The sequence below is a fragment of the Elioraea tepidiphila DSM 17972 genome (assembly GCF_000378465.1).
Classification (GTDB): domain Bacteria; phylum Pseudomonadota; class Alphaproteobacteria; order Acetobacterales; family Acetobacteraceae; genus Elioraea; species Elioraea tepidiphila.
Genome location: NZ_KB899911.1, coordinates 98,540 through 123,785 on the forward strand (window position 1 = coordinate 98,540; position 25,246 = coordinate 123,785).

The window sequence follows — 25,246 nt, forward strand, 5'->3', positions numbered from 1 at the left end:
CGGCACCCGGTCCGCCGGCAAGGACAGGTCTGGCGCCGCGACGCCTGCCGGGCCAGTCTCGCCCGCCAGTCCGCCGGAGCCCGCGATGCTGTCCGTCTTTCTTGCCCACACCGACGAGATGTTCCGCAACTACTACGGCTCGGAGGCGCTCGCCGCGCTCGAACGGGTCGCGCAGGTGCGGCGCAACACTACGGGTCGGCATCTCGCCGGGCGCGACCTCGCCGAGGCGGCGTCCGGCTGTGCCGTGATCGTGTCGGACCGCATGACGCCGGGCGAGGCCGAGACCTTCGCGCACGCGCCCGACCTCGTCGCCTTCCTGCGCTGCGCGGTCGATATCCGCACGATCGACCTCGCGGCGGCGTCGGCGGCCGGCGTGCTGGTCACCCGCGCGACGCCCGGCTTTGCCGATTCGGTGGCCGAGCTTGCGGTCGGCATGATGGTCGATCTGGCGCGCGGCATCGGACGCGCGACCGCCGCCTATCACCGCGGCGAGATGCCCGAGATCCGCATGGGCCGGCAGCTTGCCGGGGCGACGCTCGGCATCCTCGGCTACGGCGTGATCGGGCGGCGCCTCGCGGCGATCGCCAGGGCGATGCGGATGCGCGTGGTGGTCGCCGATCCGTATGTCGCGCCCGATGACCCCGCGATCGGCCACGCGGCCCTGCACGACGTGCTGGCGCAATCCGACTTCGTGGTCTGCCTCGTGGTGGCGAACGACCAGACCGAGAACCTGCTCGATGCGCGCGCCTTCGCGGCCATGAAGCGCGGGGCCTTCTTCGTCAATCTCGCGCGCGGCAATCTGGTGGACGAGGGCGCCCTTCTCGGCGCGCTCGACGCGGGTCCGCTCGCGGGGGCGGCGATGGATGTCGGCCGCGCGCCCGACCAGATGCCCACGCCCGCGCTCGCCGCGCATCCCAAGGTGATCGCGACACCGCATATCGGCGGGCTGACGCCGCAGGCCGCCCAGCACCAGGCCTTCGACACGGTGCGCCAGGTGGAGGCGCTGGCGCGGGGCCGCATCCCCCCGGGCGCCGTGAACCCCGAGGCCGCGCACCGGCTGAAGCGGATCGGCATCGCCGCATGAGCACGGTTCCCGAGGGCACGACCATGTATCGCCGAGCCGATCCGGCGGCGAACCGGTCCGAGTGGCATCGCTACTACTCGCCCAAGCGGAGCCCGCACCAGCACGCCCAGCTGGACCTGCTCGGCCGCATCCAGGCGCGGCGCGTGCTCGAGATCGGCCCCTATCTCGGCTACGTCACCGCGCTGCTCGACAACGCGGGCTACGCGGTGGAGACGCTCGATCTCGGGCCGCGGCAGTTCGCGCGCCCCGACGTGCCGCACCACGCCTGCGACCTGACCACGCTGGAACCGGCCGATGTCTCCGGTTTCGACGCGGTGCTCTGCTGCGAGACGCTGGAGCACCTGCCGTTCGAGGCCGCCCGCGACGTGCTGCGCCGGCTGCACGCGACCGGGGCGGCGCATCTGATCGTCTCGGTGCCGTGGTCGGGGCTGCATCTCTGGCTCGCGGTGCAGCTCGCGCCGGGCTGGCTCCGCACCGCGCTGCACCTGAAATGGCCGAACCGCTTCCGCGCCTTCGTGCCCGAGGCCGATCCGCTGGGCCACAAATGGGAGGTCGGCTATCGCGGCACCTCGCTCGCGGTCTGGGAAGGGGCGCTGGCCGCCGCAGGCTGGCGGGTCCGCGAGCGGATCTTCACGACGCCGACGCGCAGCGTGATGCATCTCTGCGACCGTGCGTCATGACGCCCGCCGAGGCGCGTGCCGCTCTCGATCGCCTCGGCGCGGCCGGAGGCGACCTGCCCGATCTCGTCGAGGCGGCGCTGCTGCTCGCGGTGATCGATGCGCCGGACGCCGATCTCGCCGCGGCGCGCGCGCATCTCGCGACGCTGGCGGCCGAGGCGCGCGCGCTGACGGCCGTCTCGGTCGAGGCGCGCGCGGCCGAGCTCGCGGCGCTGCTCGCGGGGCGGCATGGCTATGCGGGCGACAGCGAGACCTACGAGGATCTCGCCAACGCCAACCTGCTGCGCGTGATCGAACGGCGGCGTGGCCTGCCGGTGGCGCTCGGCATCGTCTGGATCCACGCCGCGCGCGCGGCGGGCTGGCCCGCCTGGGGCATCGACTTCCCCGCGCATTTCCTGGTCGCCGTCGAGGGGGCGGATCGCGCCGTCGCGGTCGATCCCTTCGCACGGGGGCATGCGCCCTCGCCGGGGGAACTGCGCGCGATGATCGGCCGAATCGCCGGCGAGGACGCGGCGATTCATCCGGGACTGTTCCGCCGCATGCGCGACCGCGAGGTGCTGCTGCGCCTGCAGAACAACATCAGGATGCGCCGCCTGCGGGCGGGCGATCTCGCCGGGACGCTCGCCTGCGTCGAGGACATGCTGCGGCTGGCGCCGGATGCGACGCCGCTCTGGCAGGAGGCCGGACTGGTGCATCAGCGGCTCGGCCACGCGCGCGCGGCGATCGCCTGCCTGGAACGGTTCCTGTCCCTTGATCCGGATGCCGAGGCCGCGGCGCAGGCGCGCACGACGCTGCGCGAGATCCGCGCGACGCTGAACTGATCACCGGGCGCGGGTGACGCGCGTCCGTCCCTGCTCGTGCAGTCTCACGCGCTCGCCGACGGCTAGCCGCTCGGTATCGGGCTGCACGACCACGATCGTCGCGCCGCTGTCGGCGCGCACGATGTACTCGGCACTGCCCGGCGCGAGCGGGCGGATCGCGAGGATCGTTCCGAGGCGGTGCTGAGCGGGCGCGGGCATCTCGGCGGCCGGCGCGGCCGCAGGCGGCGGCGGGCGCGCGCAGGCAGCGGCGCAGGCCAGCAGCAGCACAGGCAGGACGGCGCGCAGGACCACCTCCACGAGCGACTCGCGCGAGTGTTGCGAGCATGCCACGCGCGTGCGGCGTCTGCGAGAGTGCGCGAGTCCGACTCGGCGCGCGCAATTTTCCCGCGAGACGCGACTCCGCCACCCGTTCCTAGGGTTCGTCCGCCCGGTGCCGCAACGCCGGGTCGCAGTGCCCGCTGCGCCGTCCACGATTCAAGGACGCATCCTGATGATCACGCCGCGCTGCCCAGGGATCGCCGATCGACACCTGGGGCTGCGCGGGCTGGCGGCAACCGTGCTCGTGCTCGCGACGGGATGCGCCGCGGATCGCCTGCCGCGCGAGCCGGCGCGGCTCGGCCAGCATCCCGTGATCCACGACTACGCGGCACCGGCCGACAGTCTCTTCGATCCCTGGGGGCAGCACATCGCCGAGGCCGCCGCGCTGCATGACGTGCCCGAGGCGTGGATTCGCGAGGTGATCGACCGCGAGAGCAGCGGACGGCGCCGCGCGGTCTCGCCCGCCGGCGCGATGGGGCTGATGCAGGTGATGCCGGGCACCTGGCGCGAGCTGCGCCTGCGCTATCAACTCGGTCGCGATCCGTTCGATCCGCGTGACAACATCCTCGCGGGCACCGCCTATATCCGCGAGATGTACGAGCGCTTCGGCTCGCCCGGATTCCTGGCCGCCTACAATGCCGGTCCCGGCGCGTTCTCGCGCCACCTCGCGCGCGCCCATCCGCTGCCGCGCGAGACGAGCCGCTTCGTCGCGGCGATCGCGCCACGGATCGCCGGCATCTCGCCCGAGAACCGCGCCGCGCCGGCGGTCTACGCGGCCGTTCCGCCGTCGCTCGTTGGCGGGCCGCGCCGCCCGGCGCCTTCCGCACCGGTCGCGGTCGCCTGGCGGCCGCCGCTGCCGCCGCCCGAGCCGCCTGCGCCGGCCGTCGTCGCGGCGGCGGCCCCGGAGCCTCTCCGTGCTTCGGCATCGGCCGCACCTGCGCCCGCGCCTGAACCGCCTTCGCGCGGCTTCCAGCTGATCTCGGCCGCGCGCGCGGCGCCGGTGCCCGCCGCGTCACCGCGGCAGGACGTGCCGGAACCGCCTGCCCCCACCGTCATCGGCGCCTGGTCGATCCAGGTCGGCGCGTTCCGCACCGTCGAGCCGGCGCGCGGCGCGATCGACCAGGCGCGGGATGCGGCACCGGACCTGCTCGCGCACGCGGTGGCGGCGACACCCGATGTGGAGACGCCGAACGGCAGGTTCGTGCGCGCGCGCTTGGTCGGGCTCTCGCCCGAGGCGGCGCGGGCCGCCTGCCGGTTGGTGGAGCGCCGCGGGCAGGGGTGCTTCACGGTGGCGCCCCCCGCCCGCAGCTGACCCTGATGGCCGGATTGCCCCGCGCGGGTGTTGCCGGGATGCCACGGCGGCGCTGCGGCGCGCACCGGATGGCCCACCGCGACTCCAATCCCGTTGCTCGTTTGGCGACGATTCTTTAAGGCTTTAGGCCTGGATACTGACACATGAGCTGAACACCAGGGCATAGCCTGCGGTGTTCTCTTGGTGTTCTGGGGACCCGAGCCTTGAAGATCTCGCCGCGCCTGCCCTCGAGCTTCCGGATGCGCCCCGTGCTCCGCGGTGCGGGGATGGCGGCGCTGGTGCTGCTGGCCGCGGCCTGCGCGTCCGATCGGGCGAATGTCCGCCAAGGCGGATACACGGCCAGCCATTACACCCCGCCCGGCCCGCCGCATGACCCCTGGGGTCCCTACATCGCCGAGGCGGCGGTGATGCACGACGTGCCCGAGACGTGGATCCGCGAGGTGATGCGGGTGGAGAGCGCGGGGCGCCATGACGCGATCTCCTCGGCCGGCGCGATGGGGCTGATGCAGATCATGCCGGCGACCTGGGAGGAACTCCGGGCGCGCTATCAGCTCGGCGGCGATCCGTTCCATCCACGCGACAACATCCTGGCCGGTACCGCGTATCTGCGCGAGATGTACGATCGGTTCGGCTCGCCCGGGTTTCTCGCCGCCTACAACGCCGGTCCCGGTACCTTCGACCGCTATCTCGCGCGCCAGCGCGGCCTGCCGGACGAGACGCGGCGCTATGTCGCGATGATCGCCCCGCGCATCGAGGGGGTTGCGCCGCGGAACCGTGCCGCGCCCGAGGTGTATGCCGCGGCGGCGGTGCCGACGAACATTCCGCCGGGGCTGCGTCGCCCGGTGGGCGGCCAGCCGACGCAGCTTGCGTATCGGCCGCCGACGCCGCCGCGTCCGCCGGCGGTGGTTGCGCAGGCGCCGGCGCCGGTCACCGCGCCGGTGCGCGAGCCGGTGATCGCGCGCGCCGCGCTGCCGCCGCCCGCCCCGCCGGCCCCCGCGGCCCGGTTCCAGCTGATCTCGTCGGCCCAGGCCGCACCCGCGCTCGGCGCGCCGGTGCCGTCGCAGATCGGCGGCGCCTGGGCGATCCAGGTCGGCGCGTTCCAGAGCCATGGTCCTGCTCGCAATGCGGTCGAGCAGGCGCGCCGCGCGGCGCCCGAGCTGCTCGGCGGGGCGCAGGTGGCCATCGCGTCGGTCGTCACCACCAACGGCACGCTGGTACGCGCGCGGCTTGTCGGTCTGTCGGCGACGGCGGCGGTCGCGGCGTGCCAGCGCGTGGAGCGCACCGGGCAGAGCTGCATCGCGGTGGCGCCGGACGCGCAGAGCTGAGGTTGCCGCCCCGGCCGTGACGGGCCATCCTCTCCGCCGACGGAGAGGGAGGATGCTTCCATGACCGAGGCGGGGCAGGGCCCTGAGGCGACGTTTCGCGCCTTCCTGAAGGAAGGCCGTTTCATGATCCAGCGCAGCGCCTCCACCGGGCGCCACGTCTTCTACCCTCGTGTGGCCTTGCCTGGCACGGGCGAGCGCGATCTCGAATGGGTGCCGGCGAGCGGCCTCGGCACGGTCTATGCGACCACCGTGGCGCGTCAGCGCCCCAACCCCGACGGCTCCTCCAACGACTACAACATCGCGATCGTCGAGCTCGACGAGGGCGTGCGGATGATGAGCCGTGTCGAGGGCGTGCCGCCGACGGAGGTGAAGATCGGCCAGCGCGTGAAGGCGCGCATCGCCGAGGTCGACGGCGCGCCGGGCATCGTCTTCGATCCGGTCTGAGGGGGGCCGGGGGGCATGGCACCCCATCGCGCAGGCGCGTTGGGACCCCGCCCGCGGCCTCCCGGCGGGTGCAGGGCGGAGCCCTGCGTTCTTTGAGGATTTCCTGACATGGCACATGCGCTGAGGGGCAAGACCGCGGTCGTCGGCATCGGCACGGCCGGCACGGGCGAGGCCCCAGGTCGTTCCGCGATCGAGCTCCTGGGCGAGGCGTCCCTGAACGCCATCGCCGATGCGGGGCTGAAGCTGTCGGATGTGGACGGCATCTTCGCCGCGACCAGCACGCACGCGTTCCCGACGCTCTCGGTCGCCGAGTATCTCGGCCTGCGTCCGCGTTTCGTGGACGGCACGAATATCGGCGGTGCCAGCTTCGAGGCGCATCTGCTGCATGCCGCGCTCGCGCTCGATGCCGGGTTCTGCGACGTGGCGTTGATCTGCTACGGGTCGAACCAGCGCACGGCGGGTGGGCGGCTCGTGTCCATGAGCGAGCCGCAGGTGTGGGAGGCGCCGTTCAAGCCGCGCATGCCGCTGACGGCGTACGCGCTGGCGGCGAGCCGGCACATGCACCAGTTCGGCACCACCCGCGAGCAGTTGGCCGAGGTGGCGGTGGCGGCGCGGGCCTGGGCGAACCTGAACCCGGAGGCCTTCGCGCGCGGGCCGCTCAGCGTCGCGGATGTGCTCGCGAGCCGGATGATCAGCGATCCGCTGACGGTGCTCGATTGCTGCCTCGTCACCGATGGTGGTGCGGCCTGCGTGATGACCCGGGCCGACCGTGCGAAGCACCTCGCGAAGCCGCCGGTCTATTTCCTCGGCGGCGCGGGGGCGCAATGGCATCGCGCGATCAGCACGATGCCGGATCTGACGATCACCGCCGCCTCGGAGAGCGGGCCGCGCGCGCTGACGCATGCCGGTGTTTCGCTGTCGGACGTGAAGCTGGCGATGCTCTACGACGCCTTCACGATCTGCACGCTGCTGTTCCTTGAGGATCTCGGCTTCTGTCCGAAGGGGGAGGCGGGGCGCTTCGTCGAGGGTGGGGCGATCGGGCCTGGTGGCCGGCTCGCGGTGAACACGAACGGCGGCGGCCTCTCCTGTGTGCATCCCGGGATGTACGGGCTGTTCCTGATCATCGAGGCGGTGACGCAGTTGCGCGGTGCGGCGGGCGAGCGCCAGGTGAAGGACTGCGATATCGCGCTGGTGCATGGCAATGGCGGCACGCTGTCGGCGCAGGTGACCGGCGTGCTCGGCACCGCGGCGACGGTGTGAGCGTGCCGGCACCCGACGGCCTGACGAAACTGATCAGGCCGGACTCGCTCGCGGTTCTCGGCGCCTCGAACGATCCGACGCGCATCGGCGGGCGGCCGATCGCCTACATGAAGACGCGCGGCTTCCCCGGCGCGCTTCATCCGGTGAATCCGAACCGCCAGACGGTGCAGGGGCTGACGGCCTATCCGCGGCTCGCCGACGTGCCGGGCCCGGTCGATGCGGCGATCATCGCGGTGCCTGCTGCCTCCGCGCTCGAGGCGGTGCGCGACTGCGTCGCCAAGGGCGTGAAGGCGGCGATCATGTTCACCGCCGGCTTCGCCGAAGTGGACGAGCCGGGGGCTGCGGCGCAGGCGGAGATCGTCGCGGTTGCGCGCGCGGGCGGGATGCGCCTCCTGGGCCCCAACTGCCTCGGCCTGTTCGATGCCGCGCGCGGCTATTTCCCGATCTTCTCGGCGAGCTTCGAGAACGGCTGGCCGTTGCCAGGGCGGATCGGCATCGCCAGCCAATCGGGTGCCTACGGGTCGCATCTCGGCGCGCTCTGCCGCGACCGCCGGGTGGGCGCGCCGCTGCTGGTCACCACCGGCAACGAGGCGGACATCACGCTCGGCGAGGTCATCCACTGGATGGCCGAGGACGAGGCGACGGATGTGATCGCGGTCTATGCCGAGGGCATCCGCGAGGCCGGCTCGTTCCTGGCCGCGATCGAGACCGCGCGGCGCAACCGCAAGCCCGTGGTGATGATGAAGGTGGGTCGGTCGCGCCTGGGTGCTGCGGCGGCCAAGAGCCACACGGCCTCGATCGCCGGCGACGACGCGGTGACGGATGCGGTGCTGCGCGATGCCGGCGTGCATCGCGTGCGCACGACCGAGGAACTGGTCGACATCGCGCATGTCGCGACGCGGCGCATCTACCCGGTGAACAACACGCTCGGCGTGATCACGATCTCGGGCGGGGCAGGGGTGCTGATCTCGGATGCGGCGGATGCGCTGGGCCTGCCCATGCCGCCGATGCCGCAGGCGGCGCAGGCGCGGCTCAAGGCGCTCATTCCGTTCTCGGCGCCGGCCAATCCGGTGGATTGCACCGCGCAGGCCTTCAACGACATGAGCGTGGTCGGCACCTTCGCCGAGAGCATGCTGGCGGATGGCGGCTATGCGAGCGCGATCGGGTTCTTCACCCAGGTCGGCGCCTCGGCCTCGGTCGCGCCGCCGCTGCGCGAGCAGTTGAAGAAGGCGGTGGCGAAGCATCCCGACCGGCTGTTCATCCTGTCCATCCTCGCGCCGGTGGAGACGGTGAAGGCGTGGGAGGCGGACGGGTTCCTGGTGTTCGAGGATCCGACGCGCGCGGTGGTGGCGCTCGCCGCGATGGGCCGGTTCGGCGAGGCCTTCGCGCGGGGCCCGCGTCAGGCGCCGCCCGAGGTCGCGGCGCCGACGCTGCCCGAGACCGCCCCGGACGAGGCCGGCGCGAAGCGCATCCTCTCGGCGATCGGCATCGCCGTGCCGGCGGAGGAGGTGTGCGCAACGGCCGATGGTGCGGTCGCCGCTGCCCGGCGCATCGGCTTCCCGGTGGCGCTGAAGCTCGTCTCGCCCGACATCGTGCACAAGAGCGAGGCGGGCGGGGTGAAGCTCGGGCTCGCGGATGACGCGGCGGTGCGCGCGGGCTTCGATGCGATCCTGCGCAACGCCGCCGCCCATGATCCGCAGGCGCGCGTCACCGGCGTGCTGGTCTCGCCGATGGTCACGGGTGGCGTCGAGTGCGTGATCGGGCTGAACCGCGATCCCGTGTTCGGGCCCGTCGCGATGGTGGGGCTCGGCGGCGTGTTCGTCGAGGTGCTGCGCGACGTCGCGCTGAAGCTCTGCCCGTTCGGCGAGGACGAGGCGCTGGCGATGATCCGCGGCTTGCGCGGCTTCCCGCTGCTCGATGGCGCGCGCGGCCGGCCCAAGGCGGATGTGCGCGCGCTCGCCGCGGCGCTGTCGCGGCTCTCGGTGTTCGGCGCCGCGGCCGGGCCCCGTCTGCAATCGGTGGACGTGAACCCGATCATGGTGCTGCCGGAAGGGCAGGGCGCGGTCGCGCTCGATGCGGTGATCGAACTCGCGGACTGACCATGGCGATCGATCCGGAACGGCTGCGCAGCTTTCCGATCCCCGAGGCGCGACAGCGCCTGACGAAGCGCGACACGATCCTCTACGCGCTCTCGGTCGGGCTCGGCCAGGATCCGTTGGACGAGCGTCAGCTCGACTTCGTCTACGAGACGCGGCTGCGCGCCTTCCCGTCCATCGCGGTGGTGCTCGGCTATCCCGGGTTCTGGCTCAAGAATCTCGATACGGGTGTGGACTGGAAGCGGCTGGTGCATGGCGAGCAGGCGATCTCCTGGCACGCGCCCCTGCCGGTGGAGGGCGAGGTGATCGGGCGCACGCGCGTCACCGGGCTCGTGGATCGCGGCGAGGGGAAGGGCGCGCTGCTCTACTCGGCGCGGGAGGTGGTCGATGCCGCGACGGGCGCGCTGCTCGCCACACTGGATCAGAGCACGGTGCTGCGCGGCGATGGCGGGTTCGGCGGGCCGTCCGACCCGGTCCGCGCGCCGCATCCGATGCCGACGCGCGATCCCGACGATGCGGTCGCGCTCGCCACCCGTCCGGAACAGGCGCTGCTCTACCGCCTGAACGGCGACGACAACCCGCTGCACATCGACCCGGCGGTGGCGAAGACAGCCGGATTCGACCGGCCGATCCTGCACGGGCTCTGCACTCTCGGCGTGGTGACGCATGCGCTGCTGCGCCGCGTCTGCGGCTACGACACCACGAAGCCGCGCCATCTCGCCCTCCGCTTCTCCGCGCCGGTATTCCCGGGCGAGACGATCCGCACCGAGCTCTGGGACGAGGGCGGGGGCAGTTACGCGTTCCGCGCGCGTGCGGTCGAGCGCGATGCGGTGGTGGTGAGCAACGGCCTGTTCCGGGTGAGCCCATGATCGACAAGTTCGTCGCCTCGGCGCTGGAGGCGGTCGCCGACGTGCGGGACGGCGCGACCGTGCTGATCGGCGGGTTCGGCCAGGTCGGCACGCCGAACCATCTCATCGAGGCGCTGTGCGAGCGGGGTCTGCGCGACCTCACGGTCGTGTCGAACAATGCCGGCACGGGCACGCACGGGCTCGCGCGGCTGATGGCCGAGGGCCGGGTGCGCAAGGTCATCTGCTCCTATCCGCGCTCGCGCGGCTCGGTGGTGCTGGAGGAGCTCTACCGCGAAGGCCGCATCGAACTCGAGGTCGTGCCGCAGGGCACGATGGCGGAACGGATGCGCGCGGCCGGCGCCGGCATCCCGGCATTCTGGACCCCGACCGCCGCCGGCACGCAGCTCGGCGAAGGCAAGGAGGTGCGCGCCTTCGGCGGTCGCGCCTGCGTGCTCGAACACGCGCTCAAGGGCGATGTCGCGCTGATCGAGGCGTGGGAGGCGGATCGCTGGGGGAACCTGACGTATCGGATGTCCGGGCGGAACTTCAATCCGGTGATGGCGATGGCGGCGGACCTGACGATCGTGCAGACGCAGCACCGTGTCGAACTGGGCGAGCTCGATCCAGAGCGCGTCGTCACGCCGGGCGTGTTCGTGGACCGCGTGGTGCATATCCCCTACGGTAAGCCCCGGCTCTGGTGAAGGAGGAGGCGATGGACATGCTCGTCGAAGCGGCCCCGCTCGACCGGCACGGCATGGCCCGGCGGCTGGCGGCCGACATTCCCGAGGGCTGGGTGGTCAATCTCGGCATCGGCATCCCCACACTCGTCTCCGACCATGTGCCGCCCGAGCGCGAGGTCATCTTCCAGGCGGAGAACGGCGTGATCGGCGTCGGGCCCGCGCCGCCGCCCGAGGAGGAGGATCCCTGGCTGATCAACGCCGGCAAGCAGATGGTGACGCTGCGCCCCGGTGGGTCATTCGTCAGCCAGTCCGACAGCTTCGCGCTGATCCGTGGCGGGCACCTGGATCTCTGCGTGCTCGGCGCCTTCGAGGTGGCCGAGAACGGCGACATCGCGAACTGGGCGATCAGCTCGAACGAGAAGGCGCCGGCGGTCGGTGGAGCGATGGACCTCGCAGCGGGCGCGAAACGGCTCTGGGCGATCATGGAGCATACGACGAAGGACGGCAGGCCGCGGCTGGTGAAGCGCTGCTCCTATCCGTTGACCGCGCTCGGCGTAGTCTCGCGCGTCTACACCAACCTGGCCGTGCTGGACGTCACCCCCGAGGGCTTCGCGGTGCGCGACATGATCCCGGGCATGACGCTGGAGGCATTGCAGGCGCGCACCGAAGCGAAGCTGCGTCCCGCCGCATGAGTGCGACCGAACACCCCCCGCTGCTGGTCGAGCGCGACGGGCCCATCGCGATCCTGACCATGAACATGCCCGAGCGGCGCAACGCGCTCGGCGTGCCGATGCGCGCGGCCTTCGTCGAGGCGTTGGAGGAGCTGGAGGCGGACCGCACGGTGCGCGCGGCCGTGGTCACGGGCGCTGCGGGCACGTTCTGTTCGGGCGGCGACCTGACGGGCATGGAGGTGGACGGCCTCGATGCCGCGCGGGAACGGATGCGGCGGACGCACAAGATGGTGCGACTGATGGTGAACGCGCGCCTGCCGCTGATCGCGGCGGTCGAGGGGTGGTGCGTCGGCGCCGGGCTGTCGGTGCTGTGCGCCTGCGACCATGCGGTGGCGTCCGGTGATGCGCTGTTCCGCGCGCCGTTCGCGAAGGTCGGACTGATCCCCGATCTCGGCCTGCTGCATACCTTGCCGCGACGCGTAGGCTTCGGCCATGCGCGCGAGATGCTGCTGTTCGGCGAGACCATGGACGCGCGCCGCGCGCACGAGATCGGCCTCATTGATCGGCTCTGCGCTCCGGGCGAGGCGCTCACGGAGGCGAAGAAGCGCGCGCTGATCCTCGCCGAGCTCGCGCCGTTGAGTCTGGCGCTGACCAAGGCCGCGCTCGCCGAAGGGCTGGAGCAGGCGCTCGCGCAGGAGCGCGAACTCCAGGCCGCGCTGTTCATGACCGCTGATCACGCGGAGGGCAAGCGCGCCTTCCTGGAGAAGCGCGCGCCGACGTTCCGCGGTGCCTGAACACCTGCATCAATTTACTTGCTAATTCGTAAGGTTGCTGGTGTTTGCTGGGAAGAGCCGATTGGCATGCCATGCGAACGTCTTGACATTGCGATGAACGAATCACATCGTCGTCCAAACGAGTGGAGGGGGCGATGGGTTCGTCGCGCGCGGGTGCGTGGCTGGTCGTGGCGCTCGGCGTCGCGACGGCGGGATGCGCCGCCGACCGTCCGGGTGCGGCGCCCGGGAGCCTCGGACGCGGGCCGGTGGCCATGGCGGTCGCTCCAGGCGAAGTGCAGCGGCCTCCTTTCGTCTACTATTCGCCGGAGCAACGGCGCGGCCAGTTCCGCACCATGGCGGAGGAGAATCTCGGCAATCTCGATGCGGCACGGCCGCTCGCGCCGCGCATGATCGAGGTGGATCTGATCGTCGCCCAGCAGGTGATGGACGCGTCTCCGGACGCCGCCAGGAAGAAGGAGCTCCGCAACGACGTGGTCGGCTGGCTGATCCAGGCCTCCGACGAACGCTGCGGCCTCTACCTCGAGACCCTGAACGAGACCGATCGCGAAACCAGCCTCTTCTTCACCGGGCTGGCGACGATCCTCGGCGGGCTCGGCGCGATCTTCACGCCGGCGACGACGGTTCGCGCGCTGTCTGGGGCGGCCGGCATCTCCGCCGGGGTCGGCGGCAACTGGAGCAACAGTGCCTTCCTCGCCCAGTCGCAGCAGGCGATCGCGAAGGCCATCCGGTCGCGGCGGGCGACGATCCGCGACGAGGTCCGCGGGCGCTTCGGCGACGAGGTGACGGCCTGGCCATTGTCTTCCGCGGCATCCGATGTGCAGCGCTACCACGACTCCTGCAGCCTGCCCGGCGCCTTCGCGGAGATCACGGATGCGCTGCAGCGGCCATCCGTGACGGTGCGCACGCCGCTTGACATCATCCGCACGCAGACGCGCGAGGCGGCGGCGCTGAGGTTCCAGCGCGAATGCGTGGCCGCGCCGAATGCCGATCCCGCCAGCGCCCGCTGCAAGGCGCTGAAGGAGGAGGCGAACGCGACGGGTGGAGGCTGACACGTCACCGAATCCGGGGTTCACTGCCGCCGAGGCAGCGACACCGGAGTTCGGAGCGACGCATGACCCACCTTCACGCCCTGTCGGCGCTTGAGCAGGCGCGGCTGATCCGTACCCGCGCGGCGAGCGCGCGCGAGGTGATGCAATCGTTCCTGGACAGGCTGGATGCGGTGAACGGCCGGATCAATGCGATCGTCGAGGTCCGGGCGGACGAGGCGCTGGCGCTTGCCGATGCGGCCGATGCGGCGGTGAAGCGCGGCGAGGCGCTGCCCGCCCTGCATGGCGTGCCGGCCACCATCAAGGTCAACGCGGACCAGAAGGGCTACGCGACCACCAACGGCGTGGTCGCCTACAAGGACCTGATCGCGCCGGATGACAGCGGCGTGGTGGCGAACCTGCGGGCTTCGGGCGCGATCCCGGTCGGGCGCACGAACGCACCTTGCTACTCCTACCGCTACTTCACCGACAACGCGCTGCACGGCCGCACGCTGAATCCGCGCAACCCGGCGCTGACGCCGGGCGGGTCCTCGGGCGGTGCCTCGGCCGCCCTCGCTGCCGGGATCGGTGCGATCGCGCATGGCAACGATCTCGGCGGCTCGATCCGCTACCCGGCCTATGCCACGGGTGTGGCCGGCATCCGCCCGAGCCTCGGCCGCGTCCCGGCCTACAACCCGCTCGCGACGGCCGAGCGGCCGATCACGCTGCAACTGTTCAGCGTGCAGGGACCGCTCACCCGGCACATCGCCGATCTCCGCGCCGCGCTGGTCGCGATGATGACCGGGCCGCAGCCCGATCCGTGGCACACCCCGGCGCCGCTTGCGGGCGCACCTGTCGCCCGGCCGATGCGGGTGGGGCTCGCGACGCTTGGTGCCGCCCCGCCGGTCGCCGCCGCGCTGCGCCTGGCGGCAGGGTGGCTGGCGGAGGCGGGCTACGTCGTCGAGGAGGTCACGCCGCCGCACTGGGACGAGGCGGCCGCGCTGTGGCGCGCGCTGCTGATGACCGACAGCCTGCGCTTCATGCAGCCGCTGATCGAGGCGAACGGCGATCAGGCGACCAAGGCGAGCTGGGCCGCGTGGTCGGCCAATGTCGCGGCGGCCGACGAGGAGGCCTATGCGGCCGGGCTCGCGCGCCGCACCGCGATCCTGCGCGACTGGCACCGCTTCTTCCGCCGCCATCCGCTGCTGCTCTGCCCCGTCAGCCGCGAGACGCCCTTCCCGATCGACCTCGACCTGACCGCCGAGGGGCAGGCGCGCATCCTGCGCGCGCAGGAGCCGCTCTACGTGTTCAACTTCCTCGGCCTGCCGGGCGCGGTGGTGCCGACGGCGACGGTGGCGGACAACATCCCGCTCGGCGTGCAGCTGGTCGCGGATCGGTTCCGCGAGGATCTCTGCCTCGACGCGGCCGAGGTGATCGAGGCGCGCGCAGGCTGTCCCGCGATCGTCGATCCGGCGTAGCGTCACTCCCCCTTCAGGCTGCGGCTGAGCAGCGCCTCGACCAGCATGGCCGGGCTCGCGCGGCCGTCGAGCAGCGCCGCGACGGCCTCGGCGATCGGCAACTCGGTGCCGGTGCGGGCTGCGCGCGAGAGCAGCGCAGGGGCCGTATGCACGCCTTCCGTGACGCCGACGCGGGCGGCCAGCACGTCGGCGAGCGCCTCGCCGCGGCCGAGCGCGATGCCGAGCGAGTGGTTGCGGCTGGCGGCACCCGTGCAGGTGAGGATGAGATCGCCGAGGCCCGACAGCCCCGCCGCCGTCTCGGGCCGCCCGCCCTCGGCCGCGACGAGGCGCGCGAGTTCCGCCACGCCCCGCGTGATCAGCGCCGCGCGCGCGTTCTCGCCGAGCCCCATCCCCTCCACCACGCCGGCGGCGATCGCGATCACGTTCTTCGCCGCCCCGCCGAGCTGCACGCCGACGATGTCGGCCGAGCCGTAGAGGCGGAAACGCGGGATCGCGAGCAGCGCGGCGAGGTGCGCGCGCAAGGCCTCGTCCCCGGCCGCGAGCACGCCGGCGGCGGGCAGCCCGGCGATCAGTTCGTGGGCGAAATTGGGACCGCTCAGCGCCGCGACAGCGGACGCGGGAAGCGTCTGCGCCAGGATCTCCGAGGGCAGATGCAGCGTCTCGCGCTCGATCCCCTTGGCGCAGATCACCGCAGGCGCGGCGTCCGGCCAGTACGGCCGCAGCGCGGCGGTGATGCTGCGCAGCGCCTGGGTGGGCACGGCGAGCAGCACCGCGCTGGCGTGGCGCAAGGCCGCGCCGGCATCCGCGGTCACGGTCAGCGAGTCCGGGATCGCGTGGCCCGGCAGATAGCGCGTGTTCTCGCGCGCCACCTGGAGCTCCGCTGCGCGCTGCGGCGCGCGTGCCCACAGCACGGTCGGACGGATCGGCGCCAGCCGCGCCGCGAGCGCCGTGCCCCAGGCACCCGCGCCGATCACGGCGATCGCGTCAGTCACGCGTGGCCTCCAGGTGGATCTCGGCGGATGGGGCGTCGGCAAGCCGCGCGCGCAGCGCGTCCAGGATGGCGCCCGCGCGCTCGCCATACTGCCATGGCGCATTGATCACGAGCAGGCCCGAACCGTTCAGCCGTGCCGGATCGAGCGGCGGACGGAGATAGAGCGCGGCGTCCACGCGCCGCGGCAGATCGTGCAGGGCATCGCGCAGGGCACGGACGGGGGCGAGGTGCTTCACGGGATACCACGCCGCCAGAATGAAGGTCGGCGCGGCGCGGTGGGCGGCATGCATCGCCGCGGCGACGCGGTCGTGCTCGTCGGTGACTTCATAGGGTGGGTCGAACAGCACCAGCCCGCGCTTCATCCCCGCCGGCGGCACGACACCACGCAGCGCGTAGGCATCCCCGCAGCGCAGCGTGATCCGGGGGTCGCCTCGCGCCCAGGCGGCGAGGGCCGCGTACTCCTCGGGGTGCATCTCGTTCAGCACCAGGCGATCCTGCGGGCGGAGCAGCGCGCGCGCGATCGCCGGGCTGCCGGGATAGAGGCCGAGACGCCGCACCAGCGCGACGTACCCGGCGAGGGCGGGCGGCGGGTCGTCGAGCAGACGGCCGATCCCGCCGCGCCATTCGCCGGTGCGCGTCGCCTCCTCGCCCGTGAGATCGTAGGTACCGCGCCCGGCGTGCAGATCGGCGATCGCGAAGGGCGTGTCCTTGCGCCTGAGCGCGTCGATCAGCGCCACCAGCAGGGCGTGCTTCAGGCAGTCCCCGTGGTTGCCGGCGTGGAAGGCGTGGCGATAGTTCATGCCTCCGCGGCGAGGCCCGCACGGATCTCGCCCAGGCTGCGCCGCGCCGTGCCGGTGTGGTCGAAATTGGCGTCGTCCAGCCAGAGCGCGAGCGCCGCGCGGCGGAGCGGCCATTCCGCGTCCGTGATCGAGTACCAGGCGGTATCCCGCGAGCGACCCTTGATGATGCGGTGGTTGCGGTGCGTGCCCTCGTAGACGAAGCCGAGCCGGTCGGCGGCGCGGCGCGAGGGGGCGTTGAGGGCGTGGCACTTCCAGACCAGGCGGCGGTAGCCGAGATCGTCCATGGCATGGCGCATCAGCAGCGCGATCGCCTCGGTCGCCGCGCGGGTGCGCTGCATGGCCGGGCTGAACCAGATATGGCCGATCTCGATGTCGGCATCCGCGGGACGGATCTCCATGAACGACAGCCATCCCGTGACCACGCCCGCGACGTGCGGGCGGACGGCGAAGAACATCGGGTCATGCTGCGCCGCCTGCGCGCCGACCAGTCTGCGCAAGGCGGACTCGGACGGGAAGGGGCCGGAGCCGAGATAGGTCCAGGTGTGGTCCGCTCCCTGGGCCGCGCGCCAGAGGTCGGGGGTGTGGCGAACATGCAGCGGTTCGAGCGTCACATGGGCGCCGCGATGCGTGACGCGCGCCGGCAGGGGGCGTGGCGTGTCGTCCACCTCGGGTCCGAGCGGCAGGGCGTCGGTCATGCAGGTCCTCTGCGCAGGAGATCGATGATGCGCGCGGTGCGCGCACGGGTGCGGTCGAGTGCCCGCTGCTGATCGAGCACCGCGAGCGTCAGGCGTGCCGTGTCGATGTCGGGAGGCTTGGTCATCGCGGCCATCACCGCGCGTTCGAGCATCGCGATGCGCTCGCCGAGTGCGGCCGTCTCCTCGCGCGACAGGCGCCAGAGGGCCGCGAGTTGCTCGGCCGGATCGGAGGCGGGGTCGCTCAGTGGAGCATCTCCGGCACGCGCTCGGCCGGCGGCGTGTTGCGGCTGCGCCCGCAGCGCACGATGCCGTCGATGATCACCATGCCGATGCCCGGCAGGTCGCCCTTGCGCACCGAGTCGAGCAGGTCGGTGCCGGAGGAGTGCTGGGCGCGGTCCATCAGCACGATGTCGGCGGCGCGGCCAGGTTCCAGGATGCCGCAGTCGAGGGCGCGGATGCGCGCGGTGTTGCCGGTGGCGCAGGCGAAGACGAGCTCGGCCGGCGTGTCGCCGAGCGCGGACAGCATCGCGATCATGCGCAGGATGCCGAGCGGCTGCACGCCGGAGCCCGCCGGGCTGTCCGTGCCGAGGATCACGCGTTCGAGCTGGTTCAGTTCCTTGGCAAAGCGGAGCGCGGTGAGGCCAGCGAGCTCGTTGCCGTTGTGCACGATCTCGATCGCGCGCGAGCAGCCCTCGCAGAGGCAGCGGATCTGCGACAGCGGCAGCGCCGTGTGGCCGCCGTTGATGTGGCCGATGATGTCGGCATCGGCCTCGAGCACCGTGTCGGCATCGATATAGCCCGAGCCGGGAACGGAAGGGCCGCCCGTGTGGATGGTGCTCTGGATGCCGTGCTTGCGTGCCCAGGCGACCATCCGCTTCGCCTCGTCGCCCGCCTTCACGGTGCCGAGGCCGACCTCTCCGAGCAGCTTGACGCCGGCCGCGGCGAGTTCGGCGAAGTCGCTCTCGACCATGCCCTTCTCCAGCACCGGCGCGCCGGCGAGCAGCTTCACGCCGCCGGGGCGGAAGCTCTCATAGGCGCGCTGGGCGGTGATGGCGAGCGCCTTGACGCCGATCACGTCGCGCGGGCGGCCGGGCAGGTGGACCTCGCCGGCGGAGATCATCGTCGTCACGCCACCGTTCAACATCGAATCGATCCAGCCGAGCTGGTTCTGGCGCGGTGTCCAGTCGCCGAACACGGGATGGACGTGGCTGTCGATCAGGCCCGGGGTGGCGGCGCAGCCGCGCGCGTCGATGGTGACGCGGGCGTTCCCGGTGTCGCAGTCGGCGGCGCGACCGATCGCGGTGATGCGGCCCCCTTCGGCGACGATCGTGTCGGCGTCGAGGATCGGGGCCTCCAGCTTGCCCGACAGCATCAGGCCGATGTTGCGGATGACGAGCTTGCCGACCTGTTTCTCGGGGCCTGCGGCCAGGGCCATGGATTCCTCCAAAGGACAGGGCGGGGGGCCGCAAGGCCCCCCGCACCCCCCCCCCTGGAGGTCGGCCCTCCCGTTGGTCGTGCCGCGCGTCGCGACCAACGGGAGCGACGCCCTCCCGGGATGGGGGTGCGGGGGAAGGGCCTTGCGGCCCTTTCCCCGCGCTACTTTTCCACGAAAGCCTTCTCGATCACATAGGTCCCCGGCGTGCCGGACGACCCCTCCACGAACCCCTCGCGCTCGGCGATGGCGCGGCACTCGGCGAGCATGTCCGGCCCGCCGCAGATCATGATCCGATCCTCCGCCGGATCGAACCCGCCGCGTCCGAGATCGGTGAACAGCGTGCCGTCCTCGATGAACTGCGTGATCCGCCCATGCCGATGGAACGGCTCGCGGGTCACGGTCGGGTAGTAGACGAGCTTGGCGCGCACCTCCTCGCCAAGGAACTCGTGCTCGGGCAGCTCGCGCGTGATCCAGTCGCGATAGGCCAGTTCGCGCTCGAACCGGCACGTATGCGTCAGCACCACGCGGTCGAAGCGCGCATAGGTCTCGGGGTCCTTGATGATGCTCATGAACGGCGCGATGCCGGTGCCGGTGCTCAACAGGAACAGAGTCCGCCCGGGCACCAGGTAGCTCACCACCAGCGTGCCGGTGGGCTTGCGGCCGACATAGAGCCCGTCGCCCGGCCGGATGTGCTGGAGCCGCGAGGTGAGCGGCCCGTCCGGCACCTTGATCGAGAGGAACTCGAGCTGCTCCTCGTAGTTGGCCGAGACCATCGAATAGGCGCGGAGCAGCGGTTTCCCGTCCACCGGGATGCCGATCATGGTGAACTCGCCGTTCTCGAACCGGAATGCCGGGTCGCGCGTGGTGGTGAGGCTGAACAGCGTGTCGGTCCAGTGACGGACCGTCAGCACGGTCTCGACGTTGAGGTTGCCGGCCGGCTTGGGCTTTGCCGCGACATCGGTGGTCATGCGAAGGCCATCCGTTGCAGGAGCTTGAGGAAGATCCGGCGCTCGGCCGGATCGAGAGGGGCGAGTGTCGCCTCGCTGATCGCGATCGCGGCGGGGAGCGTCGCCTCGACCAGCGCGATGCCGGCCTCGGTCGGCGCGAGCACGCTCGCCCGCCGGTCCGCCGGATCGGCCGAGCGCGTGATCAGCCCGCGGGCGCGCAGCCGGCGCACCACGCCCTGGATCGTCGCCGGGTCCATCGCGGTCAGCCGGCCGAGCCGGTTCTGGCTCGCCTTGCCCTCGCGCACGACGGTGACGAGCGCCGCCCACTGCATCGGCGTGAGCGCGGCGGGCCCGATCCCCTCCAGGAAGATCGCGGCATGGCGCTGATGCGCGCGGCGGAGCAGGTGTCCGACCTGGTCCTCCAGCGCATAGGTCGAAGGCTGATGATGGAGTGCTCGGGGCAGGTCCTTCAGGACCAAGATCAGGCCTCCTCGATCATTCGTATACAAATGATCTCTCGCAGACCTTCGGATGTCAAAGGAAAGATCGCCACGGGGGCGCCGGGAACCTGAGACAGCGCCGCGTATGTCTCACGGCGCCGTGCAGCACGGGAGTTCTTGTATCGGCGTCGGCACTGTGGTTTGAGAACCAGGGGCCGGGGGCGGCGCGGGGGCGCGCCGGCCGGCGTTTGGACAGGGAGGATCGAGCAATGAGTGACGTGAAGACCAAGCGCGCGGGACGGCGCGGCTTCCTCAAGACGGCAGCCCTCGGCGGCGCCGTGGCCGCGGCGGGTACGCTGGCGGCGCCGCAGGTCAGCCGGGCGCAGACGATCACGTGGCGGTTCCAGTCGACCTGGCCGACCCGCGACATCTTCCATGAGTTCGCCGCCGACTACGTGAAGCGGGTCAACGACATGGCCGGCGGGCGGCTCCGGCTCGAACTGCTGCCGGCCGGCGCCGTGGTCGGCGCGTTCCAGCTGCTGGACGCCGTCTCGGCCGGCACGCTGGACGGCGGCCATGGCGTGTCGGCCTACTGGTTCGGCAAGAACAAGGCCTTCAGCCTGTTCGGAACCCCGCCCGCCTGGTTCCGTGACGCCAACAACTATCTCGGCTGGTTCTATCATGGCGGCGGCGAGGCCCTGTACAACGAGCTGATCGGCGAGATCCTCCGGGTCAACGTGGTCGGGTTCCAGACGGGCCCGATGCCGACCCAGCCGCTCGGGTGGTTCAAGACCCCGGTGGAGCGGGTCGAGCAGCTGCGCGGCCTGAAATTCCGTACGGTCGGCCTGGCGACCGACCTGTTCAACGAACTCGGCTCGGCGGTGGTCGCGCTGCCGGGCGGCGAGATCGTGCCCGCGCTGGAGCGTGGGGTGATCGATGGCGCCGAGTTCAACAACCCGTCGTCGGATCGCCTCCTCGGCTTCCCGGACGTCGCCAAGGTCTACATGCTGCAGTCCTTCCACCAGCACACCGAGACCTTCGAGGTGCAGTTCAACAAGGCGAAGTACGATGCGCTTCCGGCCGAGCTGAAGGCGATCATCCGGTTCTCGGCCGAGGCCGCGAGCGCCGACATGAGCTGGAAGCTGCAGGAGCGCTACCCGAAGGACCTGATCGAGATGACGCAGCGCCAGGGCGTCCGCGCGATCACGACGCCGCGGCCCATTCTCGAGGCCCAGCTGCGCGCCTGGGATGCGGTGGTCGCGCGGCTCGAGGGTGACACCTCCTCGCCGGCCGCCGGGCCGTTCTTCAAGAAGGTCTGCGACAGCCAGCGCGACTGGTGCCGCCGCACCGGCACGTATTTCCTCCGCAACGAGGCGCCGTCGGTCCTCGCCTTCAACCACTTCTTCGCCCGCGGCTGATCACCGCATGATGACGGCGCCCGCTCCGGAGTTTCCGGGGCGGGCGCCGCTGCGACAGAATGGACCCCTCGCATGCAATCGGTCCTGCTTGCGATCGACCGCGTCAGTACGCTCGCCGGCAAGATCGGCGGCTGGGCGATCGTCGCCCTCACCGGCGTGATCTGCTACGAGGTGTTCGCGCGCTACCTGTTCCGGGCGCCGACCGCCTGGGCCTACGACACCTCCTACATGCTCTACGGCTTCCTGTTCATGCTGGCGGGGGCCTACACGCTGGCCCGCAACGGGCATGTGCGGGCGGACTTTCTCTATCGCTCGATGCCGCCACGCCGTCAGGCGCTCCTGGACCTGCCGCTCTACCTGATCTTCTTCGTGCCCGGCATGCTGGCGCTGATCTGGTTCGGCTGGAACTTCTTCCACCTGTCGTATCTTCAGAACGAGCGTTCGTCGGTCACGCCCGATGGGCCGCTGATCTGGCCATTCAAGTTCCTGATTCCCTTCTGCGGCGCGCTCATGCTGCTGCAGGGCATTGCCGAGATCGTGCGCTGCGTGATCGCGATCCGCACCGGCGAGTGGCCGGAGAAACTGGCTGACGTCGAGGAGACCGAAGCGCAGGCGCTGGCGCTGGCGGCCGCGCAGCAGGCGGCCGCGGCCGCGCAGGCGAAGGCGGCGGAGGAGCGCCGGTGAGCGATCCCGTCCTCGGCATGGTGATGCTGGGCAGCTTCATCCTGATCGTGCTGCTCGGCTTTCCGGTGGCGTTCACGCTGATGGCGATGGGGATCGCCTTCGGGTATGTCAGCCTGGGAGACCGCGTGTTCGATCTGCTGGTGCAGCGCACCTACGCGGTGATGGCGAATGACGTGCTGATCAGCGTGCCTTTGTTCATCTTCATGGGCTACGTGATCGAGCGCGCGAACATCCTCGATCGATTGTTCCACGCGCTGCAACTGGCGTCGCGGGCGCTGCCGGGCGCGCTCGCGATCGCCACGCTCGTCACCTGCGCCATGTTCGCCACCGCCACGGGGATCGTCGGTGCCGTGGTGACGCTGATGGGGCTGCTCGCCTATCCGGCGATGCTGCGGGCGGGCTACGACACGCGGCTCGCCTCGGGCATCACCTGTGCCGGCGGCTGCCTCGGCATCCTGATCCCGCCCTCGATCATGTTCATCCTCTACGGCGCGACGGCCGGCGTCTCGGTCGCGCGGCTCTATGCTGCCGCCTTCGTGCCCGGCGCGATGCTGGCCGGGATGTACATGGTCTACACTTTCATCTTCGCGCTGGTGAACCCGAAGGCGGCACCGCGGCTGCCGGCGCACATGGCGGCCGGCTCGTTCCTCGAGATCGTCTGGGCGCTGATCACCTCCTTCGTGCCGCTGGCCCTCCTGATCGCCGCGGTGCTCGGCGCGATCCTGTTCGGACTGGCGACACCGTCGGAGGCGGCCGCGATGGGCAGCCTGGGCGCGATCCTGCTCGCTGCCGCCTACCATGCGCTGACCTGGGCCAAGCTGAAGGAGAGCGTGTTCCTGACCGCGCGCACCTCGGCGATGGTGTGCTGGCTGTTCGTCGGCGCCTACATCTTCACCAGCGTGTTCGGCTGGCTGGGCGGCCATCACGTGGTCGAGGACTTCATGGTCAACTACCTCGACCTGTCGCCGGTCGGCTTCATGATCATCACGCAGCTGATCATCTTCCTGCTCGGCTGGCCGCTCGAATGGTCCGAGATCGTGCTGATCTTCGTGCCGATCTTCCTGCCGCTGCTCGACACCTTCGGCATCGATCCGATCTTCTTCGGCGTCATGGTGGGCCTCAATCTCCAGACCAGCTTCATGACGCCGCCGGTGGCGATGGCCGCCTACTACCTGAAGGGCGTGGCGCCACCGCAGGTCCGGATCCAGGAGATCTTCAAGGGCTGCCTGCCCTTCGTTGGCATCGTCATCCTCTGCATGGCGACCCTCTACGTCTTCCCCGACGTCGCGCTGTTCCTGCCGGAGTATCTCTACGCCACGCCTCCGCTGCCGGCCGGCGAGGATCCGAGCGCGATCCCCGAGGGCGGGTTCCAGTTCGACGAGATCGTGCCTGCCCTGCCGTCGTTGAACTGAGGGCCCGGTGGCGCGCTTGAGCCAAGCCGCCGCCGCCCAGGCGGCCGAGTTCGTCGCCGAGGCAGTGGGCGACGCCGACGCGCCGCTGGTGCTGCCCGAGGCCTGTCGGCCGACCACCATCGCGGCTGGCCGCCGCATCGCCGCGCTCGCGCTCGAACAGCTCGGCCTCGTTCCGGTCGGCCTCCGGCTCGCGCCCTGCTTCGACGGCACAGGCGCGATCGCCGGGCCGCTCATCGAAGGGCGGCTGCTCCGCAGTCCGGCCGCCGTGCCGCCGCCCGGTCCCGGCAGGCGCCGCTGCACCCTCGCCGTGGTCGCCCAGCTCGGCGCGGCGCTGTCCCCGCGCGCGCGGCCCTGGCGGGCCAAGGAGGTGGCGGCCCGCATCGCTTCGCTGCACGTCGCGATCGATCTGGCCCAGACACGTTTCGCCGACGGGCCGCCCGATCTGCCGCAGCACGTGGCCGATCTCGCCGGGCTGGGCCTCGTGGTGTTCGGTCCCCCCGCCCGCGCCGGCTGGCAGGAGGCGATCCTGAAGCCGCTCGCGGCGTCCGTCGGACCGGACGCCTGGCGCGGTACCGTCGATGTCGGCGCGGCCCTGGTCGCGGCTGCCGAGGAGGCGCGTGCAGCGGGTGGGCTGCCCGCGGGCGCGGTGCTGGTCGTCGCCGGGCTGTCACCCGAGTTCGCCGACGCGCCCGCGACAGTGCGCATCACGCGGCTCGGCACCGCGGAGCGGCTTGCCGTGCCGGAGCGGTGACCGGGCATGAGGTTTGCTCCGGCGCAGCCGCCACACCGGCCCTGCGCGCGATACCTGGCTGCCAAAGGTCAACCGTTTGTCAGCCCGGCATCAGACCGAGACGGCCGTGCCGCGCATGAGCCTGAGCAGCCACGTCATCCCGGCCATGGCCCAGAACCCGATCGCCAGCATCGCCGCGCGGTCGGCATGCCACAGATACCGCTCGCGCAGCACGCCGCCCAGCAGCGCCTGGGTCCGCTCGCGCGACAGCCGCAGCCCGCGCCCGACGACCGACCAGAGTTCGGTGCGGCGCACGTCGGCCCGCAGCGCGCGGTGCCCGAGCCAGAGCAGCATCGCGAACACCGCCGTGGTCAGCACGGCGCCGGCGCGGAACGCCAGCACCATGTCGAAGGAGAGGGCGAGCATGGTGAAGCCGACGCCAAGACCCGCGAAGGCGCAGGCGCGGCGGATCGTCTGATCGGCGACAGCCAGGATGCGGTCCATGGAGCGCTCCCTGAGCGCGCCAGTGTGCCGTCAGCCGAAGCCGATCGCGAGTCCCGCGAGCGTGAGCAGGACGACCGACACGAGCCAGGTCCACATCGCCGCCGGCGTGGGGGCGGTGGCACGGGTGGCGCGCTCGACCAGCGCGGCCGGCACGCCGCCCAGCATCAGCGTCGCGGTGGCGATCAGCAGCGACGCGGCATAGGCGATCGCCAGCGGGTAGAGGCCGAAGACCTCCGGCCACCAGAGCGGCGCGGTCTGGAACACGATGAAGAACACGAGCGACCCGCCGATCATGTGCAGCAGCGATCCCGTCATGCAGACCGCGAGCGTGGCGATGAACAGGCCCTGCGGCGTCAT

General features: G+C 71.6%; 28 protein-coding genes. 18 read left to right on the forward strand and 10 right to left on the reverse strand.

What is annotated here, in order from left to right; genetic code table 11:
• Nucleotides 1-85 precede the first annotated feature (85 nt).
• From F563_RS0102005 to F563_RS0102015, 3 genes are read left to right on the forward strand one after another with little or no spacing between them, the layout of a single operon-like run.
• The gene (locus F563_RS0102005) at nucleotides 86-1,084 is read left to right on the forward strand and encodes an NAD(P)-dependent oxidoreductase (RefSeq protein WP_019012968.1); all 999 of its coding nucleotides are present in this window, start codon (nucleotides 86-88) and stop codon (nucleotides 1,082-1,084) included.
• On the forward strand, nucleotides 1,081-1,764 hold the full coding sequence (locus F563_RS0102010) for a class I SAM-dependent methyltransferase (RefSeq protein WP_019012969.1): 684 nt from the start codon (nucleotides 1,081-1,083) through the stop codon (nucleotides 1,762-1,764). The genes F563_RS0102005 and F563_RS0102010 overlap by 4 nt, the downstream gene beginning before the upstream one ends.
• Nucleotides 1,761-2,582, forward strand: coding sequence for a SirB1 family protein (locus F563_RS0102015; RefSeq protein WP_019012970.1), 822 nt, complete (start codon nucleotides 1,761-1,763; stop codon nucleotides 2,580-2,582). Before F563_RS0102010 ends, F563_RS0102015 begins: the two co-directional genes overlap by 4 nt.
• Here the strand turns inward: F563_RS0102015 and F563_RS0102020 are convergent, their stop codons facing one another.
• Nucleotides 2,583-2,879, reverse strand: a complete 297-nt coding sequence (locus tag F563_RS0102020) for a hypothetical protein (protein WP_019012971.1) — start codon at nucleotides 2,877-2,879, stop codon at nucleotides 2,583-2,585.
• 193 nt (nucleotides 2,880-3,072) lie between these two features.
• Here F563_RS0102020 and F563_RS23680 point away from each other — a divergent pair, with 193 nt between their 5' ends.
• From F563_RS23680 to F563_RS0102075, 11 genes are all read left to right on the forward strand, one after another.
• The gene (locus F563_RS23680; protein ID WP_019012972.1) at nucleotides 3,073-4,212 is read left to right on the forward strand and encodes a lytic transglycosylase domain-containing protein; all 1,140 of its coding nucleotides are present in this window, start codon (nucleotides 3,073-3,075) and stop codon (nucleotides 4,210-4,212) included.
• Nucleotides 4,213-4,415: 203 nt separating this feature from the next.
• Nucleotides 4,416-5,537, forward strand: a complete 1,122-nt coding sequence (locus tag F563_RS21245; protein WP_019012973.1) for a lytic transglycosylase domain-containing protein — start codon at nucleotides 4,416-4,418, stop codon at nucleotides 5,535-5,537.
• Nucleotides 5,538-5,597: 60 nt separating this feature from the next.
• Nucleotides 5,598-5,981, forward strand: a complete 384-nt coding sequence (locus tag F563_RS0102035) for a Zn-ribbon domain-containing OB-fold protein (protein WP_019012974.1) — start codon at nucleotides 5,598-5,600, stop codon at nucleotides 5,979-5,981.
• Between the two features lie 108 nt (nucleotides 5,982-6,089).
• Nucleotides 6,090-7,241 (forward strand): thiolase, encoded by a 1,152-nt coding sequence (locus F563_RS0102040; protein ID WP_019012975.1) that lies wholly within the window; start codon nucleotides 6,090-6,092, stop codon nucleotides 7,239-7,241.
• A 2-nt stretch (nucleotides 7,242-7,243) separates the two neighbouring features.
• Nucleotides 7,244-9,340, forward strand: coding sequence for an acetate--CoA ligase family protein (locus tag F563_RS0102045; protein WP_245557087.1), 2,097 nt, complete (start codon nucleotides 7,244-7,246; stop codon nucleotides 9,338-9,340).
• Between the two features lie 2 nt (nucleotides 9,341-9,342).
• Nucleotides 9,343-10,206: a MaoC/PaaZ C-terminal domain-containing protein gene (locus F563_RS0102050; RefSeq protein ID WP_019012977.1), complete on the forward strand. Its 864-nt coding sequence runs from the start codon at nucleotides 9,343-9,345 to the stop codon at nucleotides 10,204-10,206.
• On the forward strand, nucleotides 10,203-10,886 hold the full coding sequence (locus F563_RS0102055; protein ID WP_019012978.1) for a 3-oxoacid CoA-transferase subunit A: 684 nt from the start codon (nucleotides 10,203-10,205) through the stop codon (nucleotides 10,884-10,886). The genes F563_RS0102050 and F563_RS0102055 overlap by 4 nt, the downstream gene beginning before the upstream one ends.
• Before the next feature lie 11 nt (nucleotides 10,887-10,897).
• A complete protein-coding gene (locus F563_RS0102060) occupies nucleotides 10,898-11,557 on the forward strand; it encodes a 3-oxoacid CoA-transferase subunit B (RefSeq protein WP_019012979.1) in 660 nt (219 codons plus the stop codon).
• Nucleotides 11,554-12,330 (forward strand): enoyl-CoA hydratase/isomerase family protein, encoded by a 777-nt coding sequence (locus F563_RS0102065; protein WP_019012980.1) that lies wholly within the window; start codon nucleotides 11,554-11,556, stop codon nucleotides 12,328-12,330. Before F563_RS0102060 ends, F563_RS0102065 begins: the two co-directional genes overlap by 4 nt.
• Before the next feature lie 134 nt (nucleotides 12,331-12,464).
• Nucleotides 12,465-13,379, forward strand: a complete 915-nt coding sequence (locus tag F563_RS21250) for a hypothetical protein (RefSeq protein WP_019012981.1) — start codon at nucleotides 12,465-12,467, stop codon at nucleotides 13,377-13,379.
• Nucleotides 13,380-13,441: 62 nt separating this feature from the next.
• Nucleotides 13,442-14,833: an amidase gene (locus F563_RS0102075; protein WP_019012982.1), complete on the forward strand. Its 1,392-nt coding sequence runs from the start codon at nucleotides 13,442-13,444 to the stop codon at nucleotides 14,831-14,833.
• Nucleotides 14,834-14,835: 2 nt separating this feature from the next.
• Here F563_RS0102075 and F563_RS0102080 read toward each other — a convergent pair whose 3' ends face one another.
• The 7 genes from F563_RS0102080 to F563_RS0102110 all read right to left on the reverse strand — a co-directional run bounded on the left by F563_RS0102080 (nucleotide 14,836) and on the right by F563_RS0102110 (nucleotide 20,180).
• Complete coding sequence (locus F563_RS0102080) at nucleotides 14,836-15,825, reverse strand: NAD(P)H-dependent glycerol-3-phosphate dehydrogenase (protein ID WP_019012983.1); 990 nt, start codon at nucleotides 15,823-15,825, stop codon at nucleotides 14,836-14,838.
• Nucleotides 15,818-16,624, reverse strand: a complete 807-nt coding sequence (locus tag F563_RS0102085; RefSeq protein WP_019012984.1) for a 23S rRNA (adenine(2030)-N(6))-methyltransferase RlmJ — start codon at nucleotides 16,622-16,624, stop codon at nucleotides 15,818-15,820. The genes F563_RS0102080 and F563_RS0102085 overlap by 8 nt, the downstream gene beginning before the upstream one ends.
• On the reverse strand, nucleotides 16,621-17,319 hold the full coding sequence (locus F563_RS0102090; RefSeq protein WP_019012985.1) for a GNAT family N-acetyltransferase: 699 nt from the start codon (nucleotides 17,317-17,319) through the stop codon (nucleotides 16,621-16,623). The genes F563_RS0102085 and F563_RS0102090 overlap by 4 nt, the downstream gene beginning before the upstream one ends.
• Nucleotides 17,316-17,471 carry a hypothetical protein gene (locus tag F563_RS24645; protein ID WP_019012986.1) on the reverse strand — a complete coding sequence of 52 codons (156 nt, stop codon included), beginning with the start codon at nucleotides 17,469-17,471 and terminating at the stop codon, nucleotides 17,316-17,318. The genes F563_RS0102090 and F563_RS24645 overlap by 4 nt, the downstream gene beginning before the upstream one ends.
• 89 nt (nucleotides 17,472-17,560) lie before the next feature.
• The gene (locus F563_RS0102100) at nucleotides 17,561-18,754 is read right to left on the reverse strand and encodes an amidohydrolase family protein (RefSeq protein ID WP_019012987.1); all 1,194 of its coding nucleotides are present in this window, start codon (nucleotides 18,752-18,754) and stop codon (nucleotides 17,561-17,563) included.
• Between the two features lie 161 nt (nucleotides 18,755-18,915).
• Complete coding sequence (locus F563_RS0102105; protein WP_019012988.1) at nucleotides 18,916-19,722, reverse strand: ferredoxin--NADP reductase; 807 nt, start codon at nucleotides 19,720-19,722, stop codon at nucleotides 18,916-18,918.
• On the reverse strand, nucleotides 19,719-20,180 hold the full coding sequence (locus F563_RS0102110; RefSeq protein ID WP_019012989.1) for a MarR family winged helix-turn-helix transcriptional regulator: 462 nt from the start codon (nucleotides 20,178-20,180) through the stop codon (nucleotides 19,719-19,721). Before F563_RS0102110 ends, F563_RS0102105 begins: the two co-directional genes overlap by 4 nt.
• Nucleotides 20,181-20,410: 230 nt before the next feature.
• On the opposite strand from F563_RS0102110, the gene F563_RS0102115 reads away from it, so the two are divergent.
• The 4 genes from F563_RS0102115 (at nucleotide 20,411) to F563_RS0102130 (ending at nucleotide 24,406) form a co-directional block, all read left to right on the forward strand.
• Nucleotides 20,411-21,559 carry a TRAP transporter substrate-binding protein gene (locus F563_RS0102115; RefSeq protein ID WP_019012990.1) on the forward strand — a complete coding sequence of 383 codons (1,149 nt, stop codon included), beginning with the start codon at nucleotides 20,411-20,413 and terminating at the stop codon, nucleotides 21,557-21,559.
• A gap of 72 nt (nucleotides 21,560-21,631) precedes the next feature.
• Nucleotides 21,632-22,243: a TRAP transporter small permease subunit gene (locus F563_RS0102120; protein WP_019012991.1), complete on the forward strand. Its 612-nt coding sequence runs from the start codon at nucleotides 21,632-21,634 to the stop codon at nucleotides 22,241-22,243.
• Nucleotides 22,240-23,655, forward strand: a complete 1,416-nt coding sequence (locus tag F563_RS0102125) for a TRAP transporter large permease (protein ID WP_019012992.1) — start codon at nucleotides 22,240-22,242, stop codon at nucleotides 23,653-23,655. The genes F563_RS0102120 and F563_RS0102125 overlap by 4 nt, the downstream gene beginning before the upstream one ends.
• 16 nt (nucleotides 23,656-23,671) lie before the next feature.
• Entirely contained in the window at nucleotides 23,672-24,406 is a 735-nt protein-coding gene (locus tag F563_RS0102130; RefSeq protein WP_156825028.1) for a hypothetical protein, read from the forward strand.
• Between the two features lie 90 nt (nucleotides 24,407-24,496).
• Here the strand turns inward: F563_RS0102130 and F563_RS21255 are convergent, their stop codons facing one another.
• Complete coding sequence (locus tag F563_RS21255; protein WP_019012994.1) at nucleotides 24,497-24,889, reverse strand: hypothetical protein; 393 nt, start codon at nucleotides 24,887-24,889, stop codon at nucleotides 24,497-24,499.
• A gap of 30 nt (nucleotides 24,890-24,919) precedes the next feature.
• On the reverse strand, nucleotides 24,920-25,246 hold the full coding sequence (locus F563_RS0102140; protein WP_019012995.1) for a hypothetical protein: 327 nt from the start codon (nucleotides 25,244-25,246) through the stop codon (nucleotides 24,920-24,922).

Bases quoted from the DNA above. Each gene is read 5' to 3' on its own strand.
- F563_RS0102005 (WP_019012968.1), top strand. From the start codon at position 86: ATGCTGTCCGTCTTTCTTGCCCACACCGACGAGATGTTCCGCAACTAC.
- F563_RS0102010 (WP_019012969.1), top strand. From the start codon at position 1,081: ATGAGCACGGTTCCCGAGGGCACGACCATGTATCGCCGAGCCGATCCG.
- F563_RS0102015 (WP_019012970.1), top strand. From the start codon at position 1,761: ATGACGCCCGCCGAGGCGCGTGCCGCTCTCGATCGCCTCGGCGCGGCC.
- F563_RS23680 (WP_019012972.1), top strand. From the start codon at position 3,073: ATGATCACGCCGCGCTGCCCAGGGATCGCCGATCGACACCTGGGGCTG.
- F563_RS0102035 (WP_019012974.1), top strand. From the start codon at position 5,598: ATGACCGAGGCGGGGCAGGGCCCTGAGGCGACGTTTCGCGCCTTCCTG.
- F563_RS0102040 (WP_019012975.1), top strand. From the start codon at position 6,090: ATGGCACATGCGCTGAGGGGCAAGACCGCGGTCGTCGGCATCGGCACG.
- F563_RS0102050 (WP_019012977.1), top strand. From the start codon at position 9,343: ATGGCGATCGATCCGGAACGGCTGCGCAGCTTTCCGATCCCCGAGGCG.
- F563_RS0102055 (WP_019012978.1), top strand. From the start codon at position 10,203: ATGATCGACAAGTTCGTCGCCTCGGCGCTGGAGGCGGTCGCCGACGTG.
- F563_RS0102060 (WP_019012979.1), top strand. From the start codon at position 10,898: ATGGACATGCTCGTCGAAGCGGCCCCGCTCGACCGGCACGGCATGGCC.
- F563_RS0102065 (WP_019012980.1), top strand. From the start codon at position 11,554: ATGAGTGCGACCGAACACCCCCCGCTGCTGGTCGAGCGCGACGGGCCC.
- F563_RS21250 (WP_019012981.1), top strand. From the start codon at position 12,465: ATGGGTTCGTCGCGCGCGGGTGCGTGGCTGGTCGTGGCGCTCGGCGTC.
- F563_RS0102075 (WP_019012982.1), top strand. From the start codon at position 13,442: ATGACCCACCTTCACGCCCTGTCGGCGCTTGAGCAGGCGCGGCTGATC.
- F563_RS0102085 (WP_019012984.1), bottom strand. From the start codon at position 16,624: ATGAACTATCGCCACGCCTTCCACGCCGGCAACCACGGGGACTGCCTG.
- F563_RS0102090 (WP_019012985.1), bottom strand. From the start codon at position 17,319: ATGACCGACGCCCTGCCGCTCGGACCCGAGGTGGACGACACGCCACGC.
- F563_RS24645 (WP_019012986.1), bottom strand. From the start codon at position 17,471: ATGCTCGAACGCGCGGTGATGGCCGCGATGACCAAGCCTCCCGACATC.
- F563_RS0102100 (WP_019012987.1), bottom strand. From the start codon at position 18,754: ATGGCCCTGGCCGCAGGCCCCGAGAAACAGGTCGGCAAGCTCGTCATC.
- F563_RS0102105 (WP_019012988.1), bottom strand. From the start codon at position 19,722: ATGACCACCGATGTCGCGGCAAAGCCCAAGCCGGCCGGCAACCTCAAC.
- F563_RS0102115 (WP_019012990.1), top strand. From the start codon at position 20,411: ATGAGTGACGTGAAGACCAAGCGCGCGGGACGGCGCGGCTTCCTCAAG.
- F563_RS0102120 (WP_019012991.1), top strand. From the start codon at position 21,632: ATGCAATCGGTCCTGCTTGCGATCGACCGCGTCAGTACGCTCGCCGGC.
- F563_RS21255 (WP_019012994.1), bottom strand. From the start codon at position 24,889: ATGGACCGCATCCTGGCTGTCGCCGATCAGACGATCCGCCGCGCCTGC.
- F563_RS0102140 (WP_019012995.1), bottom strand. From the start codon at position 25,246: ATGACGCCGCAGGGCCTGTTCATCGCCACGCTCGCGGTCTGCATGACG.